Origin of the sequence: Mesorhizobium muleiense (assembly GCF_900099905.1) — a bacterium.
GTDB lineage: Bacteria > Pseudomonadota > Alphaproteobacteria > Rhizobiales > Rhizobiaceae > Mesorhizobium > Mesorhizobium muleiense.
The window spans coordinates 32,872-50,638 of record NZ_FNEE01000034.1; the positions used below are offsets into that span (position 1 = coordinate 32,872).

Consider the following 17,767-nt stretch of genomic DNA (forward strand, 5'->3'; position numbering starts at 1 on the left):
CTCTTTGCCGCGAGCCTTGTGGCAGCTCGCGATAATTATGGCGAACGCCCTCACGGCATTCTCGTTCCAAAACTGAGCCTTAAGCCGCCAATTACTCTTTGGACTGGAGGCCCGCGCCTCTGGAGGAGCGCGGGCCGACCGGGGGCCCGATCAAGCAGCCAATATCCGGGAGATACTCGCTGTCATCCTACAATCGTTAGTATTCGCTAATGTTCCATCGATCAGCAAAAAGACAGTGCCCGGAGAGGGTCGGACGCAGCGGCGCCCCGGCCCGAAGCGCGGGCACTTCGGTGGACGCCTCGGTGATGGAGCCTATGTTCCTAGTGGCCGGCGAACCGGCAACACACAGGCTGAACCTCGGGATGAAATCAGTTCTCAGAAACGTTCATCAACAACACTCAATGCCTGTTGCCCGACACCTGGTGCCGATGACCAAGCAACCTCCGGTGGTGGTCCTGAAAAATACCGTGCGCGACGCCGAGGAGACCGAATATGCCGGCCAAAGCGTATATTAACCGGATCGCGACAGCGGTGCCGGAGCACGAGGTTCATCAATTCTATCTGCGTTTCGCCGCCTCCATGCTTGCGGCCGATCGCCGAAGAATTTTCGAACGCATGGTTGACGTTGCCGGCATCGAGCACCGCTATTCCTGCTTTGCACCTGCCGGCGACCCCGAAGGACCATCAGCAGATCTGGCCGGGAGGTTCATCCGGGGCGCTTTTCCTGGAACGGCCGAGAGAATGGCAATGTTCTGTCATGCCGCACCTGTTCTCGCGCGAAAAGCCGTCGACGGATTGGAGCTTGGTGGCGGCGCTTCCCGCATCACCCATCTCATCGTCACCACCTGCACCGGTTTTTCAGCACCAGGCATCGACCTGGAGCTGGTTGCGCGATGCGGCCTGCCGGACACGGTCGAACGCACGATGATCGGTTTCATGGGCTGCTATGCGGCGATCAACGGCCTCAAGCTTGCCCGCCACATCGTCCGCTCCGATCCGCAGGCCAGGGTCCTGCTGGTCAATATCGAACTCTGCACGATGCATCTGCGGGAAACCAGCGAACTGGAAAAGCTGCTGTCGTTCTGCCTCTGGGGCGATGGCTGTGCGGCTGCGCTCGTCACCGCCGAGCCGCACGGCATCGAGCTCGAAAGCTTCTACGGCATCGTGGCGGACGAGCGGCGGGATCTGATGAGCTGGAGCATTAGTGACCACGGTTTCGAAATGGTTCTTTCCGGCCAGGTCCCGGCAGCAATCCATGACGCGTTGCGGAGCAATCACGACGCCATCCTCGGTGGTCGGCCGACCGAGGCGATCGAACTCTGGGCCGTGCACCCGGGGGGACGTTCGGTGCTCGACGCCGTCGAACGGGCCCTGGAACTCGCGCCCACCGCGCTGGAGCCATCGCGCGAGGTGTTGCGCCGATATGGAAACATGTCGTCGGCGACCGTCATGTTCGTGATGAAAGAGATGTTGAAGGCGCCACCAGGAATGCTCGGCTGCGGCATGTCATTCGGACCCGGGCTGGCGGCCGAAACCATGCTTTTCCGAACGGCGTCATGAGCAGCCTGGAGCACCGCCAGCTTGCGCCGGAAATCCTCGACGGGCTTGCGGGCGACGATCCGCGAGCGCTTGCGGCGCGGCGCGATCTCCGTCGCATCAACGCGCTGATGTTTCAGGCCAGGATCATGGCGTCGCTGCTGCAGAAGTTCGTGCCAGGGCCGCCGCACCGGATTCTGGAGATCGGCGCTGGCGATGGCTCCTTCATGCTGGCGTTGGCGCGGCGCATGGCCGGGCATTGGCCTGGGGTCGAACTGGTAATGCTCGACCGCGTCGACCTCATCACCGCGCAATTGCGTGGTGATTTCGACAGGCTGGGATGGACGGTCGAAGGCGTCGCCGCCGATGTCTTCGACTGGGCGAGAAAGAATGAGGGCACGCGGTTCGACGCGATCACCGTCAATCTGTTTCTGCATCATTTCGACGATGCCGGGCTCGTGCGTCTGTTTTCGCTGATGGCGCCCAAGGCCCCGCTGCTGTTGGCGACAGAGCCGTTGCGGACCAAACTGGCATTGGCCGCGACCCGTCTTCTCCCGGCGATCGGCGCCAATGACGTCACACGAAACGACGCGGCTCAAAGTGTGCGTGCCGGCTTTCGCGGCAACGAGCTTTCCGGTCTCTGGCTCGCGGCAAACGGCAAACCGGTCGAGGAACGGCGCGCCGGCCTTTTTTCCCACATTTTCGTCGGCGCCAGCGCCGGTCATGTCCTATGACGCGATTGTCGACCCATGACGCGATCATCATAGGCGCCGGCCCGGCGGGCACGTCCGTCGCGCTGACGCTTGCCCGGCGCGGATGGGCCGTGGCTATTGTGGAAAAGAGCGTGTTCCCGCGCCGCAAGGTCTGCGGCGAATATATATCGGCAAGCAATCTTGCGCTTCTGGACCAGCTGGAGATCGGCGATGCCTGGCGTGCCAATGCCGGCCCCGAAATCCGCCGCGTCGGCTTGTTTTCCGGCGAGACCTGCGCCGAGGCGCCAATGCCTCCTGCAAGAGATGGGCCTCCCGCAGAGGATGGGCCTCCTGCAAAAGACGGACCTCCCGCAAAAGATGGGCGCCGCGCGAAAAAAGATGGTTTCGGCCGGGCGCTCGGCCGGGATGTTTTCGACTGTCTGCTTTTGCAGGCGGCGCGATCGGCGGGCGTCGAGATCTTTCAGCCTTGCCGCGCCGTCGCCATCGACCCAGATGGCGAGGCGCAATTGGTGCGAATTCAAGCCGGAAACGAAACGACGATGTTGCGCGCGCCGGTGATTGTCGCCGCACACGGCTCCTGGGAGCCAGGACCGCTCCCCAGCCAGCTCGGAAAGACCAACCGCCCTTCGGACCTGTTCGGCTTCAAGGCGCATTTCACCGGGTCGTCCCTGGCGCCTGATTTGATGCCCCTGCTGATATTTCCTGGCGGTTATGGCGGCATGGTTTCGGCGGATCATGGCCGGCTGTCGATCTCGTGCTGCATTCGGCGCGATATGCTCGCACAGTTGCGCAAACACCCCGGCCACCAGAGCCATTTGTCGGCCGCCGAGGCGGTCTCCCGTCATCTGATGGAATCATGTCGGGGCGTGAGGGATGCACTAGAGTCAGCTGACGTCGACGGGCCGTGGCTTGCCGCAGGTCCGATCCGGCCGGGAATTCGCTCCGGCTACGAACGCGACATCTTTCGCGTCGGCAATGCAGCCGGAGAGTCTCACCCTCTCATCGCCGAGGGCATCTCAATGGCGCTCCAGTCCGGCTGGCTGCTGGCTTGCGAACTCTCTTGCGCGCCAGACGGCCGCGCAGGGCGGGAGATGGCCGGCAGACGCTACGAGGCGGCCTGGAAAAGTCTGTTTTCAACGCGGGTCTACGCCGCCGCCGCACTTGCCGGGATTGCCGTTAGTCCAGGCAGCGCAACCTGGATGGCGGCGATTGTCCGGAATTTCCCACAAGCGCTGACCTTAGGCGCGCAACTGAGCGGGAAGACAAAGCCGGTTCCCGGCTTTGTCTGACAGGTGGTGCGGCGCGTTCGTCCGCTCCCAAGGGTAGTCGCGACCTCAACAGCGCTAGCTCACTTGGGGCAATTCTCCATGTCCGCAGTTGCAGTGCCACTGGCGGAGTTTGTATTCGCATCGGCGCCTGCGGTTTCCTTGCACCGATCACCCATGCCGTCGCCGCCGTCGGTTGTTGAACCGGTTACGTTCGGATCGGCAGGAGTTGCATTATCGGTGCCGGGAGCCATGGTGCCAGTGCCTGTCCCGGTGGCCGCTCCCGGATCGGTGGTGCCGGATCCAGTGCCGTCTGATTGCGCCATCGCGGAAGTGGCAAGGGCGATGCTGAGTACGGTTGCAGAAAGAATTTTTTTCATCATGGTGGCTCTCCATTGGAGTTGCATCGCTGGGCGCGATCATGATTATCCAACGAGCTTTTTTTGGAGTTGTTCCGTCAGACAGAAATCGTGATCGACGGGTCGGGGCCGATGGCAATCCAAGCAGCAATGCTGGCGAACGGACGCGGCGCAGACCCTGGGATCATGCCGTTACGCCAGCCAAAGAATGCAACGGCTCAGGATAAAGCCGATCCGTAGTGATCCTTCGCGCCCCCTCTGTCCTGCCGGACATCTCCCCCGCAAGGGGGGAGATTGGCAGCTTTGGCGCACCGCTCGCTCCTGCAACTGTGGCGGTTCGCGAAGGCGCTGGTGACGGCCGATCTCCCCCCAAGTGGGGGAGATGTCCGGCAGGACAGAGAGGGGCGCCTCGCTCCGCCTTCAACGGTTCTGCACTGTCGTGACGCTCTGGTCGCTGCAGATCGGCCCCGTTCAAGGCTCGTCGATATCCTGCTTCGAGGGGTTGCGCGAGAGGGCGCGTTCCTCTTCGTCGTCCGGCAGAGCCTCGTCGCTCTCCTGGTATGGATTGTCGTCGTCTTCCTCGGGCAGTTCAGCCTCTTTCTCTAGTTCGTAGCGGATGTCGGCGTTTCCCGGCACGCTGTCTGGAAGAATTTTACCGCCTTTGATCGCGTCCCAATCCTGCTGTTCGATGGTCGGGCCTTCGGGCGAAACGTCGGGTTTTTTGCGCGGTGCCATCAGAGCTCTCCTCTGCATTGGTTGCTCATACGCCTAACTCCGCGGACCGCTGCGTAGTTCCTCCACTGACCGTTGTGCGGGTTGCGCAATGCCGGCCAGCGAGCGATCAGGAACTTGCGCGACTTCTAATATAAAGGCAGACTTGGAAACGGGTGGAGGGAAAACGGCTCAAAAACAATCGGGAGGAAAGCCATGGATAGCATGAGCCTCACCACGCTTGATCGCGGCAAGACGACGGTCGATGCCGCGGCCCTGGAGGCGCTTTCGGCACAATTGCGCGGCACCGTGCTGAGGGAAGGCGACGCCGCCTATGACGAGGCACGCAGCATCTGGAACGCCATGATCGACCGGCGGCCCGGGCTGATCGTGCGCTGCGCCGGTGCCGCCGACGTTATCGCCGCCGTCAATTTTGCCAGGGAAAACAGGCTGCTCGTCGCCGTTCGCGGCGGCGGCCACAACATCGCCGGCAGCGCCGTCTGCGACGGCGGCCTGATGATCGATCTGTCGCCGATGAAGTCGGTGCGGGTCGATCCGGCGACGCGGCGGGCATGGGTGGAACCTGGCGCGACGCTCGCCGATGTCGACGCGGAGACACAGGCCTTCAGATTGGCGGTGCCGACCGGCATCAACTCGACCACCGGCATTTCGGGCCTGACGCTGGGCGGCGGCTTCGGTTGGATCACGCGGAAATTCGGCCTGACCATCGACAATCTTCTCTGCGCCGATGTGGTTACCGCCGACGGCAAGCTGCTGCGCGCCAGCCAGACCGAAAATCCGGACCTGTTCTGGGCGCTGCGCGGTGGCGGCGGCAATTTCGGCATCGTCACGGCCTTCGAGTTCAAGCTCCACCAGGTCGGTCCGCAGGTGCTGTCGGGGCTTGTCGTTCATCCCTTCGCCGATGCCGAAAACGTGTTGCGGGAATACCGAGCGGCGCTCGAAGCAGCGCCCAATGAGTTGACCTGCTGGGCGGTCATGCGGCAGGCGCCGCCGCTGCCGTTCCTGCCGGCCGAATGGCATGGCAAGGAGGTGCTGGTCCTGGCCATGTGCTATTGCGGCGACCTTCAGGAGGGCGAGAAGGCGACACAGAGGCTTCGCGCCATCGGCACACCGATTGCAGACGTGGTCGGTCCCAACCCGTTCACCGGCTGGCAGCAGGGATTCGATCCGTTGCTGACGCCTGGCGCCCGCAACTACTGGAAGAGCCACGACTTCACCGAGCTTTCCGACACCGCGGTCGAGGTCGTCACGGCGGCGATACCCAGGCTTCCCGGCCCCGAATGCGAGATTTTCATCGGCCATGTCGGCGGTGCCGCGGGCCGGGTGACAGCGGATGCAACGGCGTTTCCGCAACGCAGCGCGCATTACGTCATGAATGTCCACGCCCGCTGGCGCGAACCCGAAATGGACCAGGCCTGCATCGACTGGGCGCGGGGTCTCTATGAAGCAGCCAAGCCCTATGCCGCCGGCACGGCCTATGTGAACTTCATGCCCGGGGACGAGGTCGACAGGGTCGAAGCAGCCTATGGCGGCAACTATCGGCGGTTGTTGGAAATCAAGCAGCGATATGATCCGCTGAACCTGTTCCGCATGAACCAGAATTTGCGGCCGATGGAAGCGCAGCGCGCCGCATAGGCTGCGCAGGCATGACAAGGCCCGCGCCTCCGACGGAGGACGCGGGCCTCATTTTCGGGTCATGCGCTAGAGCGGTTCGCTGAACCGCTCTAGCTATTTGTTTTTTGCGCAATTCCGGGCGGAAACCGTTGCACACTTTGCCTGGAATTGTTCTAGGCAGGTATCAAGATCGCAATGCGATGTACGCCGACCACGGCACTTGTGTTGGTGGAACCGTCGGTCTTGCCCTTGGCGCAAGTGTACATGTCGCCTTCTCTAAGTTTGAATTCCTTGTCCGCTTTCTTGATCGTGAATTCGCCGGCAGCGATCGTGCAGACCATGTCGTTGTCCATGACCTCTTCAGGAGCCACTGCTCCGGGCTGAAAGACAATGTCGACAATTGAGATGCTCTTGTAAGCGGGAATGTCGGAGGTCCCAGTGCCGACCTCCACCAGTCTGACGCCGGGCGCAATCTCCTTGCCTTCATTCGGGCCGTACTCCTTGGCCGTTGCGGATCTCGCCAAAGCGAATAGAGGCGCTACCGCGGCGGCAGCGACGCCGAGCGCTATTGCAGACCTGCGATTCATGGTTTCCATCGCATCCTCCCTTTTGTTGGTCGCGCACAAATGTGCATGACTAAGGTATATTAGCACAAACGAATTTACCTGTAAGGCAGCGCCGGCAACGCAGCCTGCGCGCAGACGATCACGGGTGATGCGACGCTTTCGAACTCGAAACAGCCTTTAACTGAGGCCCGCCCAGGCACGGCCTAGTCCTTTCGGTTTCTTGACTCGGCCGGCAAAAACGGGCAGCAAAGCCTGATACAGAGGGCATTTCCGCTATTTTCATAGTTTTGGAGGGAGCCTTTTTTGACATAGACCTTCGCCTGATCGGCGATCGGTAGAGGGATTGGTTAACCAAGTTTGTCCATCTTTTGATTCAATCGGCAACAGACGTGAAGCGTGCCGGGGGGCACCAGGCGACTGTGATTGTGACGGCTGCGAGCCCGCATGCCGCAAGGCCGATTGAGGTTTGGTTGTATGGCGTTGATGCGTTTGAATAACCGGGGTGACAATCCTGATAGTGGATTGCCCTCGATGAGGCCCGGCCTGCGCTGGGTCGCGATTCCCGTTGTTGGCGCTGCGATCGCGCTGTGGTCGGCTGCGACCGTGGCCGGCCTCCATTCGGTGGGAACTTCGCTCACCGCCGCCTCCAGCAGTCTTCCGCAAAACCTGCTCGCGCCGCGCTCCATGGCGCTCGCCGATCCCCGACACACACTTGTCAACCCACGGGCCAATTCGTGGGCGCCGTCACTGGCAAGCCGGCAGCGTCAGGCGTCGCTGCTCGGCCGATGCAATGCCGACTGCGCGCACGCCGCCGCGAGCTTCGAGCATGAAGGCAAGGTAGCGCGTCTCAAGCCGTTAGCGCGGCCGGATGCTGTGCAGCTTGTCGCCGAAATCTCACCGCAATCGCGCTTCGACAGCGTGGTGGCGAAAGCGGCGCTGTCGCCGCAAAAGATTGCTGCTGCCTTTGCCCGCGCCTCCGGCGGGGCCGCGCCGTTTGCGGTCGTCAGTCTGCCAACGGACCAGCGCTTTGCGGAGCCGGTGCGCCTGGCCGATCAGCATGGTCCCGCATCAGTGCGCTTCGGGCCCGAGATTGCGGAAATCGACCGATCCTCCCGGCTGGCGCTGGCGCTTGCGAATGCATTGCCGGAAGCGATGATCGACGTGCTGCCGCAGGCGACGACGGCCGATCATGCTGCCACGCGAGAGGGCGAGGTGCAGATGGCGTCGCTGCCGCCGCAGGACACAATGCCCGGGAGCGTTCCCTTGCCGACTTGGCGTCCGCAGGCGGAAATCGACCAGTCAGACGAGGCGCCCGAGGTCGAGGCACCCGAGGTTAGGGCACCCAAGGCCAATGCGCCCAAGGTCCAGGCATCGAAGGCCGCCAAAGCCCAGTCTCAGCCATCCAAAGCCAACAGGGTGGAGACCGCCGCCGCGCCGCAGGTCGAGATGCCCCGGGCGCCAGCCTTGTCGCCGAGGAGTTCGTCACCGGCGGCGAAACCAAGCATGCAAGAGGACATGCAGGGCAGCCCGGGCATGCAGGGCAGCCGGGGCATGCAAAGCAGCCAGGGCAAGCCGGCCAAGCGGTCGAAGGCCGCAGACACGCTGGCCTATGCCAAACCCGACAGCCCGGCGGGCGGCGGCGGGGTCTTCGGCAACCTGTTCACCAAGCCCGGCAGCGGCGTCGCCGTCTACGACATCTCGGCGAAAACCGTCTATATGCCGGACGGCTCGCGGCTCGAGGCGCATTCGGGACTGGGCTCGATGGCCGACCAGGCGCGCTACGCCAACCGGAAGAATGCCGGCCCGACGCCGCCCCACACCTACGATCTGAGGCTGCGTGAATCGCGCTTCCATGGGGTGGAGGCGCTGCGTCTCACTCCTATCGACGGCAAGAACAAATTTGGCCGCGACGGCTTTCTTGCGCACACCTACTTGCTGCGCGGCCGCCTCGGGGAATCGAGCGGCTGCGTCGTCTTCAAGGACTACGCCAGCTTCCTCGCCGCGTTCAAGAAGGGCAAGATCAAACGCCTCGTCGTGCGCGGCTAAGGAAGCCGCTGATGTAGCGCTCCTTCGCGCCCCCCTCTGTCCTGCCGGACAGAGGGGGGCGCTGTCCCGCCGACTTCCAGCCAATTGTCAGCAGTCAGCCTCGAAACCGTTTTCAATCCCGGCCGAGGATACTATGACTGACCGGACCGGGGCGGCTTCAACCGATCAAGAGGATGTCATGACGATACGCGCTGTCGTTTGGGGCGAGAATATCCATGAGCGGACCAATCAGGTGGTGGCGGGGATCTACCCCGAGGGCATGCATGCAACGATCGCCGACGCGCTGAAGCTCGACCCCGAAATTTCCGTATCGTGGGCGACGCTTGAGCAACCGGAGCATGGCCTGCCGGCCGACCGTCTGACGCAAACCGATGTGCTCGTGTGGTGGGGACACAAGGACCATGGCGCTGTCGCCGACGAAGTCGTCGAACGCGTGGCTCGCCGCGTCTGGCAAGGCATGGGGCTGATCGTGCTTCATTCCGGCCATTTCTCGAAGATCTTCAAGCTGCTGATGGGCACGCCCTGCACGCTGAAATGGCGCGAGGCCGGCGAGCGCGAGCGGCTCTGGGTAACGAGCCCCAACCACCCGATCGCTGCGGGGATCGGCGAGTATTTCGAGCTTGAGAACGAGGAGATGTATGGCGAGCAGTTCGCCGTGCCGGAACCGCTGGAAACGGTGTTCATCTCCTGGTTCCAGGGCGGCGAAGTGTTCCGGTCGGGGCTGACCTATCGCCGCGGCGCCGGCAACATCTTCTATTTCAGGCCCGGCCACGAGACCTATCCGACGTATCACGACGCGCATGTCCAAAAGGTGCTGCGCAATGCGGTGAAATGGGCGCACAACCCGCAGGGCGCGCATCCAGCCATCCTCGACGCGCCGAACGTGCCGGTGGAAAAGGCGCTCGAGCCGATCGTCGAGCGCGGCGGAAAGCTCCATGCCGCGGGCGAAGCCGGTTTTCGCTAGACCGCTATCGCGAAGCTTCGGTTCTGAAAAATCCATGATCGAACAAGAAGATAAGGCCTCATCCTAAGGATAAGAATCATGCGTCTCCTGATACTCGGCACCGGCTGGATGGCGGAGGAACACGCCAGGCAGTTCAGCAGGATCGAAGGCGTCGAACTGGTCGGCGCCGTCGATCTGGACCGCGCGCGTGTCGACAAGTTTTCGGACAGCTACTCAATCCCCAACCGGTTCGAGTCGCTGGAAGACGCGCTCGCATGGGACAAGTTCGACGCGGTGGCGAACGTGACGCCAGACCGCATCCACCATCCGACGACCATGATGCTGATCGCGGCGGGCAAGCCGGTGCTGTGCGAGAAACCGCTGGCCGAAAATTACCAGCGGGCCAGTGAAATGGCCGATGCCGCCGAGCAAGCCGGCATCATCAACATGGTCAACCTGACCTATCGCAACGTCGCCCCGCTGCAGCGGGCGCGCGCCATGGTGCTTGCCGGCGAGATCGGCACGGTCAGGCACGTCGAAGCGTCCTATCTGCAGAGTTGGCTGGTTTCCAAGTTCTGGGGCGACTGGCGTACGGATCCGAAATGGCTGTGGCGGCTGTCGCGCGGCCACGGCTCCAATGGCGTGCTGGGCGATGTCGGCATCCATATCCTCGATTTCGCCAGCTATGGCGCGGCGCTCGACATCGACCATGTGTTCTGCCGCCTCAGGTCCTTCGACAAGGCGCCCGGCAACCGGATCGGCGAGTATGAGCTCGACGCCAATGACAGCTTCACCATGGCGCTGGATTTCAGCAACGGCGCCTTCGGCGTCGTCCATGCCAGCCGCTGGGCAACCGGTCATCTCAACGAATTGCGGCTGCGCATCTATGGCGACAAGGGTGGTATCGAGGTCGTGCACAATCTGACCGACTCGGAACTGAAAGCGTGCATGGGCGAGGACATCGAGAACGCAAAATGGCAGGTTCTCGATGCTGGAACGGTGCCGACCAACTACCAGCGCTTCGTCGATGCGGTGCGAAACCGCGTCCAGGCCGAACCGTCGTTCCGCCACGCGGCCGAATTGCAGAAGGTGCTCGACCTTGCCGTCGTCTCCGACGAGAAGAGGGCTGAGCTCAGGACCCATGCCGAAACCCATTGATGTTCGCTGAAAGGGGCCAGCCATGGTCACGCGTCGCGCCCAATGTTCCTGCGGTCAGCTGTCAGCCACCTGTTCGGGCGAGCCTGTACGCGTCTCTGTCTGCCATTGCCTGGCTTGCAAGCGGCGCACCGGCAGCGCGTTCAGCTTCAATGCGCGGTTTGCGGAGAATGATGTGTCGATCCAGGGACGAGCGGCGGAGTTCACGCGCGTTGGCGACGAAGGCGGCCGTGTCATCTATAGTTTCTGCCCGGATTGCGGCACCACTGTCCATTACCGGATCGATGTCCAGCCCGGTCTGATCGCCATTCCGGTGGGGGCTTTCGCCGACCCATCGTTCCCGCCGCCCTTCCTGTCCTTCTATCACGACAGCCGGCGCTGCGAGTGGGTCGAGGTCCGCACTGAGCCTCTGGCGACGTTCGGCTGAAGCCATCGGCCACCTTCGGCTGACGTTTTTGGACGGTTCAGCCTGCTGATCCAGGGCGAGCCAACGATCGCTTGTTCGATGAACTGGAACCGTCCACACTCTCCACGCATTCGATGGACTGTGAACACGATGACTTCCAACAATGATCCGGGCAACAATGATCCGGGTGGATCACCGGCAGGCTGGACGATCAAGCTCGGAGAGTCGCCTATAGTCGGTACAGCTATCCACAGCGGCACCGACGTTGGCAGGGCTTGTCGATCGCTCATGTGTCTCTCCGATCCCGACCGGCGTAGAGAAGAGGACCCGTTCACCGAGCGTTTCATCGCCGATTTTCCTACCCAGATCATCGTTCATCGGTCACGCTTCCAAGTGGATCTGAACCGTGCGCGAGACGCTGCGGTCTACCGGTCGCCGGACCAGTCCTGGGGCCTGAAAGTCTGGCGAGAGCAGCCGGACGAGGACATCGTTACGGAGTCTCTCTCCTTTCACGACGCCTTCTACAGTGAGCTGAACCGTGTCCTTGCCGGTATCGAGAAGCGCCATGGCAGGTTCGTTCTCATCGACGTCCATAGTTATAATCACCGGCGCGACGGACGGGAGGCTATGCCTACGTCCCGTGACGTCGCGCCCGACATCAACATCGGTACGTCTTCCATGGACCGCGAGCGCTGGGCACCGGTCGTCGACGCTTTCATCGAGACGCTTCGCGGCCAGCGTCTCAACGGCGAGCCGATCGATGTGCGCGAGAATGTGTCCTTCCAGGGCAAGGGCGAACAGACCCGTTTCGTCCATGCCAATTTTCCGGAAACCGGGTGTGCCATCGCCGTCGAGTTCAAGAAGATTTTCATGAACGAATGGAGTGGCGAACCCGACTGGGGAACAATCGAGCGGCTGCGCGCCATGCTGGCGTTTACGGTGCCCGTCCTGGAATCGGCGCTGCGGGCCATGCGATGAAGCCCAAGCTCGTTGAGCCCGCGCCTCCATTGGCGCAAATCGAATCGGACCTGGACGCGCTTTTGCGGGACGGCAAGCCAATCCGCCGCGATTTCGGCAATGGCAACCGTTTGCACATGGATCGGCCGCTGCCCTTTCTGTGTGTCCATGTTGGGTCGCATCAGGATGCGGCATTCCATGCCGTCTCCGCCAACGCGTCCTATCTGATCGCGGCCGACATCGGCCCCGCCCGCGAGGCCGCGCGGCTGGTGGTGCGAAGGCTGCGCGATCACTGCGGCGCCTTCCTCATGCTGGACATCGGCGAGTTGGCCGAAGACCGGTTCCTGACCGAGGATGTTCCGTTCCTGCCGCCCTTCGAGATTGCGCTGGCCTGCGGCGACACGGCGGCGGAGAAGGCGGCACTGAAGCGCTTCGCCACCGCTGCGTCCGCACGCGAAGCAAAATACCGCACGCCCCGCGTCGACGAACTCAACCCCACGACACGCGCCGAAGCACGGCTTCTGGATGATCTCGGTGATGCGGCGTGCTTGACGGTACGCTTCGCACCGATTTACCGGGTGCCTGGCACCAAGCGCGTCTACCCCGAACTCCACGACCTTGTCGTCGCCAACATGGTCGATTCCGCGCTTCAGGCCGTCAGCGCCTTCCTGAAGGCATCAAGGCTGGAACAGCCGGCAACCCATCGTTCGCTGGGGCGGCGCGCCTATATCGACGCGGTGGTGCGCGCTGATCGGGCGATCGACAACGTCGCGTCGACATTCGATTTTCTGCTTGCCGTCACACCGATCAATGCCGAACCAGCCTGGCTGGAATTCCAGGCAGGCGCCTTCGAGCGTGTGCCCGTGCTGCTCTACAGGCCGCTCGAGTTCGAGGTCGCCGGCCAGAAACGGAAGCTCTATTCGGTCTCGCTTGATCATCTGGAAGATCCGCTGCTGACCACGCTGCTCTCGCAAAAGCAGCAGGAGCTCGATCTCCAGCTGTCGATGCTCGCGGCGCGCGAAACGCCCCGCTTCGTCGAACTCGGACGAGCTCTCTATGGTAGCGTCGAGCCGAGCCTGGCGGCGCGAGCACGCGCCATTCTCGAAAAGGCGCCTAGCGTTGCGTCGGCCACCCGGCAGAAGGGCCTGGGCGCCGACGCTGTCGCCGCGGCCGCGCGAGACATGATTGCCGGCTACCGGGCAGCCTATCCCGAATTCGATGCCTCCGTGGAGATCCGCGGCGACCTGCCGGCCGGCCTCCTCGTCTCTCGAAACCGGCTGCTGGTTTCACGCGATACCAACCTTCCACCGGAGCGTCTGACTGCGCTGCTCAGTCACGAGATCGGTGTCCATCTGCTGACCTATTTCAACGGCGATGCGCAGGGGCTCGCCATTTTCCGCAACGGACTCGCCGGCTATGAGGGCATGCAGGAGGGACTGGCCGTGCTGGCGGAATATCTGGTCGGCGGCATGACCGCAGCGCGGTTGAGGCTGATCGCGGCCAGGGTTATCGCCTGTCAGGCGATGCTCGACGGAGCAACATTCGAGGAGACCTTCCGCATCCTCCACAGGGATTTCGGTCTCGATGATCGCGGCGCCTTCAACGTCGTTCTGCGTGTCTATCGAGGCGGTGGCCTTGCAAAGGACGCCATCTATCTGCGGGGCATGGTGCAGATCCTCGATCATCTGAAGGACGGCGGCAGCCTCACGCCGTTCTGGATCGGCAAGATCTCCGCCGCGCATTTCGGAGCGATCCAAGAACTCAACGCGCGCGGCTTGCTGCGGGCGCCGCGCCTCGAGCCCGCGTTCCTCTCTTCCGACGCGGCGCGTCCGCGTCTCAAGAAAGCGATGGCGGGAATCGGTCCGATCGATATGGTTGAAACTTGAGCGGGGTCTCCTCGATGCGCATTGCGTTCTTTGTCAATTCCATTGAGAGCGAGACGCCCGCCTACACGACGACAGCGTTGGCGCTGGCCGCCGTCCAGCGCGGCCATTCCGTTGTCTATGTTGAACCAGGCGACTTCATACTGCGTCCGGATGACGGTCTGGCTGTCAGTGTAGCGGTTCTGCCGGATGCTTCCTACAAGACGTCCGACAGGCTGCATGCTGCCCTGAAGGATGCAGCGAAGCAGAAAAAGACTTTGGCGATAAGCGATATCGACATTGTGTTTCTGCGCAACGATCCATCGCTGGACGCCACCGATCGGCCATGGGCCGCCAACGCAGGCGTTATGTTCGGGCGGCTCGCGGCGGCTCGCGGCGCGATTGTCGTCAACGATCCGGATGGCCTGGGACAGGCGCAGAGCAAGCTCTACCTTCAGTCTTTTCCCGAGGCGGTCAGGCCGGCTACCCTGATATCGCGCAGCATTACCGAGATCCGCGCATTTATCGACAAACACTCGAAGGGCTGCATCGTCAAGCCACTCCAAGGATCGGGTGGCAAGAACGTCTTCCATATTGCAACGCCCACCGATTCCAACCTCAACCAGATTTTCGAAGCGGCCAGCGGTGACGGCTATCTCATCGCGCAGGTCTACATTCCGGAGGCCAAGGCTGGTGACGTGCGTCTTTTCCTGATGAACGGTCTGCCGCTGGTGCGCGACGGTAATTACGCAGCCTTTCGCCGGCTTCCAGCCAAGGGCGACGTCCGGTCCAACATCCATGCCGCCGGAACAGCCCGCAAAGTCAAGGTAACAGGCACGATGTTGGACATTGCCGAGATGGTGCGCCCCAAATTGATCAATGACGGCATGTTTCTGGTTGGGCTCGACATCGTCGGGGACAAGCTTCTGGAGATCAACGTCTTCACGCCAGGCGGGCTGACACGGCTCGCCGTCATGTACAAGACGGATTTTGCCACAAGCGTCATCATTGCGCTGGAGGAGAAGCGGACGCTGCGGCAAGCCTATGGAACGGCCATGACAAATTCGCGGCTGGCGACGCTCTGAGGGATGCAGGCAGGCCGGCTAGCAGGCCAACTAGGACGGCAAGTGGGTTGAGGTTCGCACTGAGCCTCTGGCGACATTCGGCTGAAGACGCCGGCCGGCTCTTTCCAGACTAGGGCAGAATCCAATCACTCTGAACGACCGAGTTCAATCCTTGTCTGCCCTTCGTTCGGAGAACTTCTACGGCAAGTTCTGACCCCAAGCCGACCTTCATCAACCCGTTTTGCTACCCGATAGCCGACATTCGCGGCAACCAGCACTGATGACCCGATGCGGACATTCCGTATATGGTGAGAGAGCATCCAGCGCAGAAGGGGCGCGTTAATGGGCGATGAGATCCAGCTCTTTGGAGCCATTGCGGTCCGGCCGGCAGTCCTCCCTATCATCGCGTCGTTCGAAACGGCGACTGGGCTCAGCGTAGCGAACAAGTGGGAACTCAACCCGACGGTGAAGGCTCAGATCGAACGAGGACAGCCCTTCGACTTGGTCATCACCAATCCGAATCTAGTTCGGGACCTGACTGCAACCGGATGGGTGCTGGCGGGGAGCCAAGTGCCATTTGGCCGGATCAGCATGGGCGTGGCGGCAAAGGCGGGCGGCCGTGCGTTCCGCGTCGACTCCATCGAAGCGTTCGAGCACGCCCTGAAGAATGCCAAGTCGATCGCCTACGCTAGCGACGGAACCAGCGGTGGCTACTTCACCGGCCTCCTCGAACGGCTGGGACTGGCGGCTGAGGTGAGGCCAAAACTAGTGCCTATATTGGGAGGGCAGACGGCGACCAGCGTGGCTCGTGGCGAAGCCGAGTTGGCAGTTGTTCCGGTAACCTCCATCCTCGCTGCCGCCCCTGACGTTATTCTCATTGGTCCTTTCCCTGTGCAACTCCAGAGCCACGTCGACTTCGACCTCGCCATAAGTGCCGCCACGAACACAGGCGCCGCTAGACAGTTGCTGAACTTCCTGTCCTCGCCCGACCTTGATGAGTCCCTCGCGGCCACAGGCATCGAACGGCGTCCTAAGCAGACCTAATCCGGCATTGAGCGACGTCCGCATATGGCGCTACCGAGCCGGCCAAGGCATTCGCCTAAGCCGCGCAGGCAAAGAGCGTTCAACATCTCAGCCGGGTGGAACGCGGAAAAGCAGCCCATGCATCGAACAGCCTCTTTGCGGAGGCCGTTCGCGTTCAGTGATGTATCGCGGCTGCAGGTCGCCCGGTTCAATGCGAAATGGTATGCTCGTCACATTGCGGCGACAGCATGGCGTGGCGATCCTTGCGGCCCTTGCCTTGTTCGACGCGGATCAGCATGCGCGCCGAGTCGATGTCGGTCACCTTGAGCGCCGCCACCTCGGAAACCCGCAGCCCGGCGCCATAGGCCGTGCCGAGCGCCGCCTTGTATTTCGGCCCCGGCGCCGCTTCGAGCAGCCGCGCTACCTCCTCGGCGCTCAGCACCAGCGGCAGCTTGCGTGGCTGGTGGACTATCGCGAGACGACGAGAGAGATTGGGTCGATCGACGTTCCGTGCCCGCATCAAGAAGCCGAGTCATGATTCTTGCAACGGGTGAAGCGATCAAAGCCCGACCCGCGCGCTGGCACGCTAGGTTGCGCAGTTTGCCGGAAGGAATAATCGCTTGCGGCCGAGGAGTATGAAACGTGCGGTGCCCCCGCCGCAGCGACAGCCTTCGCTATTCCTTCTTGTCGACCAGCGCCCGTAGTGCCGAGACGTCATGCAGCAATAACCTGCTGCCGCGCTTTTCGATCAGGCCTCTCTTGGCGAGGTCGCTCATTTCGCGCGAGACCGCTTCCCTGTGCGTGCTCATCGTTGCCGCCAGCTCGGAATGCGTCGGTGCCGGGCTTATGGACACCTCGCCGTCCACGAGTGCGGCTTTCTCCGCCCGATGCAGGAGCTCGACGATCAGCCGTTTTCGCACGACCAGAGTGCTGTATTCGAATACCCGCTCGGTCATGCGCCGGAGCTGGGCAGACAGATGCTCAAGCAGCATCCAGGCAAAAGTCGGGTGGGTCATCACGATATCCCGGAATGCTGTGCCGGACAGCCGTGCAGCGCGGGTTGCCTCCAGCGCGACTACGCTGGCAGAGCGTGCAATCCCGTCAATGCCTCCGAGCTCCCCGAAAATATCACCCGGTTCGACATCGCGATACGCTATCTCCCTGCCGTCCGCTGAAACCAGTGTCACGCGAGCCCGTCCTTCCAGCAGGAAGAAGACATCGCGACCAGTGTCGCCGTGGGAAATGATTAGCTCGTTGTGTCGATAGCTGCGCTCGTGCCACCGTTTGGTCAGCGCGGCGAGGTCGGCATCGCAAAGTCTTGAGATGAAGGCCGGAGAGCCTGTCACAACAGCCTCTTGTTCAATCAGGTGTACTTCATCTTACTCCCTATCCAAGGAAATTTGATGGCCGCAGGCCCCGCTTTCCGGAAAGCAAAACTGGGAGCGGATTTTTCCAATGTTTTCCCCGGTGTGGGAATTCCCACAGCCGAGCCTGGTTCGACTGGCATATCCTTGTTTGCAACATCC

At 62.3% G+C, this 17,767-nt stretch carries 17 protein-coding genes; 12 read left to right on the forward strand and 5 right to left on the reverse strand.

Annotation, left to right across the window (positions count from 1 at the left end; all coding sequences use genetic code 11):
• Positions 1 to 492 precede the first annotated feature (492 nt).
• From BLT09_RS31405 to BLT09_RS31415, 3 genes are read left to right on the forward strand one after another with little or no spacing between them, the layout of a single operon-like run.
• Positions 493 to 1,560, forward strand: coding sequence for a type III polyketide synthase (locus tag BLT09_RS31405; RefSeq protein WP_091600374.1), 1,068 nt, complete (start codon positions 493 to 495; stop codon positions 1,558 to 1,560).
• On the forward strand, positions 1,557 to 2,270 hold the full coding sequence (locus BLT09_RS31410; RefSeq protein WP_091600375.1) for a methyltransferase domain-containing protein: 714 nt from the start codon (positions 1,557 to 1,559) through the stop codon (positions 2,268 to 2,270). Before BLT09_RS31405 ends, BLT09_RS31410 begins: the two co-directional genes overlap by 4 nt.
• Positions 2,267 to 3,538, forward strand: a complete 1,272-nt coding sequence (locus tag BLT09_RS31415) for an NAD(P)/FAD-dependent oxidoreductase (protein ID WP_091600376.1) — start codon at positions 2,267 to 2,269, stop codon at positions 3,536 to 3,538. The genes BLT09_RS31410 and BLT09_RS31415 overlap by 4 nt, the downstream gene beginning before the upstream one ends.
• A gap of 59 nt (positions 3,539 to 3,597) precedes the next feature.
• Here the strand turns inward: BLT09_RS31415 and BLT09_RS31420 are convergent, their stop codons facing one another.
• Both BLT09_RS31420 and BLT09_RS31430 read right to left on the reverse strand, forming a co-directional pair.
• Positions 3,598 to 3,897 (reverse strand): hypothetical protein, encoded by a 300-nt coding sequence (locus BLT09_RS31420; RefSeq protein ID WP_091600377.1) that lies wholly within the window; start codon positions 3,895 to 3,897, stop codon positions 3,598 to 3,600.
• A gap of 447 nt (positions 3,898 to 4,344) precedes the next feature.
• Positions 4,345 to 4,608: a hypothetical protein gene (locus tag BLT09_RS31430; protein WP_091600379.1), complete on the reverse strand. Its 264-nt coding sequence runs from the start codon at positions 4,606 to 4,608 to the stop codon at positions 4,345 to 4,347.
• 192 nt (positions 4,609 to 4,800) lie between these two features.
• Here BLT09_RS31430 and BLT09_RS31435 point away from each other — a divergent pair, with 192 nt between their 5' ends.
• The gene (locus tag BLT09_RS31435) at positions 4,801 to 6,240 is read left to right on the forward strand and encodes an FAD-binding oxidoreductase (protein WP_091600380.1); all 1,440 of its coding nucleotides are present in this window, start codon (positions 4,801 to 4,803) and stop codon (positions 6,238 to 6,240) included.
• A gap of 152 nt (positions 6,241 to 6,392) precedes the next feature.
• Here BLT09_RS31435 and BLT09_RS31440 read toward each other — a convergent pair whose 3' ends face one another.
• A complete protein-coding gene (locus BLT09_RS31440; RefSeq protein WP_091600381.1) occupies positions 6,393 to 6,815 on the reverse strand; it encodes a cupin domain-containing protein in 423 nt (140 codons plus the stop codon).
• Between the two features lie 501 nt (positions 6,816 to 7,316).
• On the opposite strand from BLT09_RS31440, the gene BLT09_RS31445 reads away from it, so the two are divergent.
• From BLT09_RS31445 to BLT09_RS31480, 8 genes are all read left to right on the forward strand, one after another.
• Positions 7,317 to 8,831: a tlde1 domain-containing protein gene (locus BLT09_RS31445; protein WP_091600382.1), complete on the forward strand. Its 1,515-nt coding sequence runs from the start codon at positions 7,317 to 7,319 to the stop codon at positions 8,829 to 8,831.
• Positions 8,832 to 9,009: 178 nt separating this feature from the next.
• Entirely contained in the window at positions 9,010 to 9,795 is a 786-nt protein-coding gene (locus tag BLT09_RS31450) for a ThuA domain-containing protein (protein ID WP_091600392.1), read from the forward strand.
• Between the two features lie 78 nt (positions 9,796 to 9,873).
• A complete protein-coding gene (locus BLT09_RS31455; RefSeq protein ID WP_091600383.1) occupies positions 9,874 to 10,932 on the forward strand; it encodes a Gfo/Idh/MocA family protein in 1,059 nt (352 codons plus the stop codon).
• Positions 10,933 to 10,954: 22 nt separating this feature from the next.
• Positions 10,955 to 11,356, forward strand: coding sequence for a GFA family protein (locus tag BLT09_RS31460; RefSeq protein WP_027155694.1), 402 nt, complete (start codon positions 10,955 to 10,957; stop codon positions 11,354 to 11,356).
• Positions 11,357 to 11,485: 129 nt separating this feature from the next.
• Positions 11,486 to 12,313, forward strand: coding sequence for an N-formylglutamate amidohydrolase (locus BLT09_RS31465; RefSeq protein WP_091600384.1), 828 nt, complete (start codon positions 11,486 to 11,488; stop codon positions 12,311 to 12,313).
• Positions 12,310 to 14,178, forward strand: a complete 1,869-nt coding sequence (locus BLT09_RS31470) for a flavohemoglobin expression-modulating QEGLA motif protein (protein ID WP_091600385.1) — start codon at positions 12,310 to 12,312, stop codon at positions 14,176 to 14,178. The genes BLT09_RS31465 and BLT09_RS31470 overlap by 4 nt, the downstream gene beginning before the upstream one ends.
• 14 nt (positions 14,179 to 14,192) lie before the next feature.
• Entirely contained in the window at positions 14,193 to 15,239 is a 1,047-nt protein-coding gene (locus BLT09_RS31475) for a glutathione synthetase (RefSeq protein ID WP_091600386.1), read from the forward strand.
• Between the two features lie 321 nt (positions 15,240 to 15,560).
• Positions 15,561 to 16,262 carry a molybdate ABC transporter substrate-binding protein gene (locus BLT09_RS31480; RefSeq protein ID WP_091600387.1) on the forward strand — a complete coding sequence of 234 codons (702 nt, stop codon included), beginning with the start codon at positions 15,561 to 15,563 and terminating at the stop codon, positions 16,260 to 16,262.
• Between the two features lie 187 nt (positions 16,263 to 16,449).
• Here the strand turns inward: BLT09_RS31480 and BLT09_RS31485 are convergent, their stop codons facing one another.
• Positions 16,450 to 16,761, reverse strand: a complete 312-nt coding sequence (locus tag BLT09_RS31485) for a tyrosine-type recombinase/integrase (RefSeq protein ID WP_413468393.1) — start codon at positions 16,759 to 16,761, stop codon at positions 16,450 to 16,452.
• A gap of 154 nt (positions 16,762 to 16,915) precedes the next feature.
• On the reverse strand, positions 16,916 to 17,587 hold the full coding sequence (locus BLT09_RS31490) for a Crp/Fnr family transcriptional regulator (protein ID WP_091600388.1): 672 nt from the start codon (positions 17,585 to 17,587) through the stop codon (positions 16,916 to 16,918).
• Positions 17,588 to 17,767: the final 180 nt, after the last annotated feature.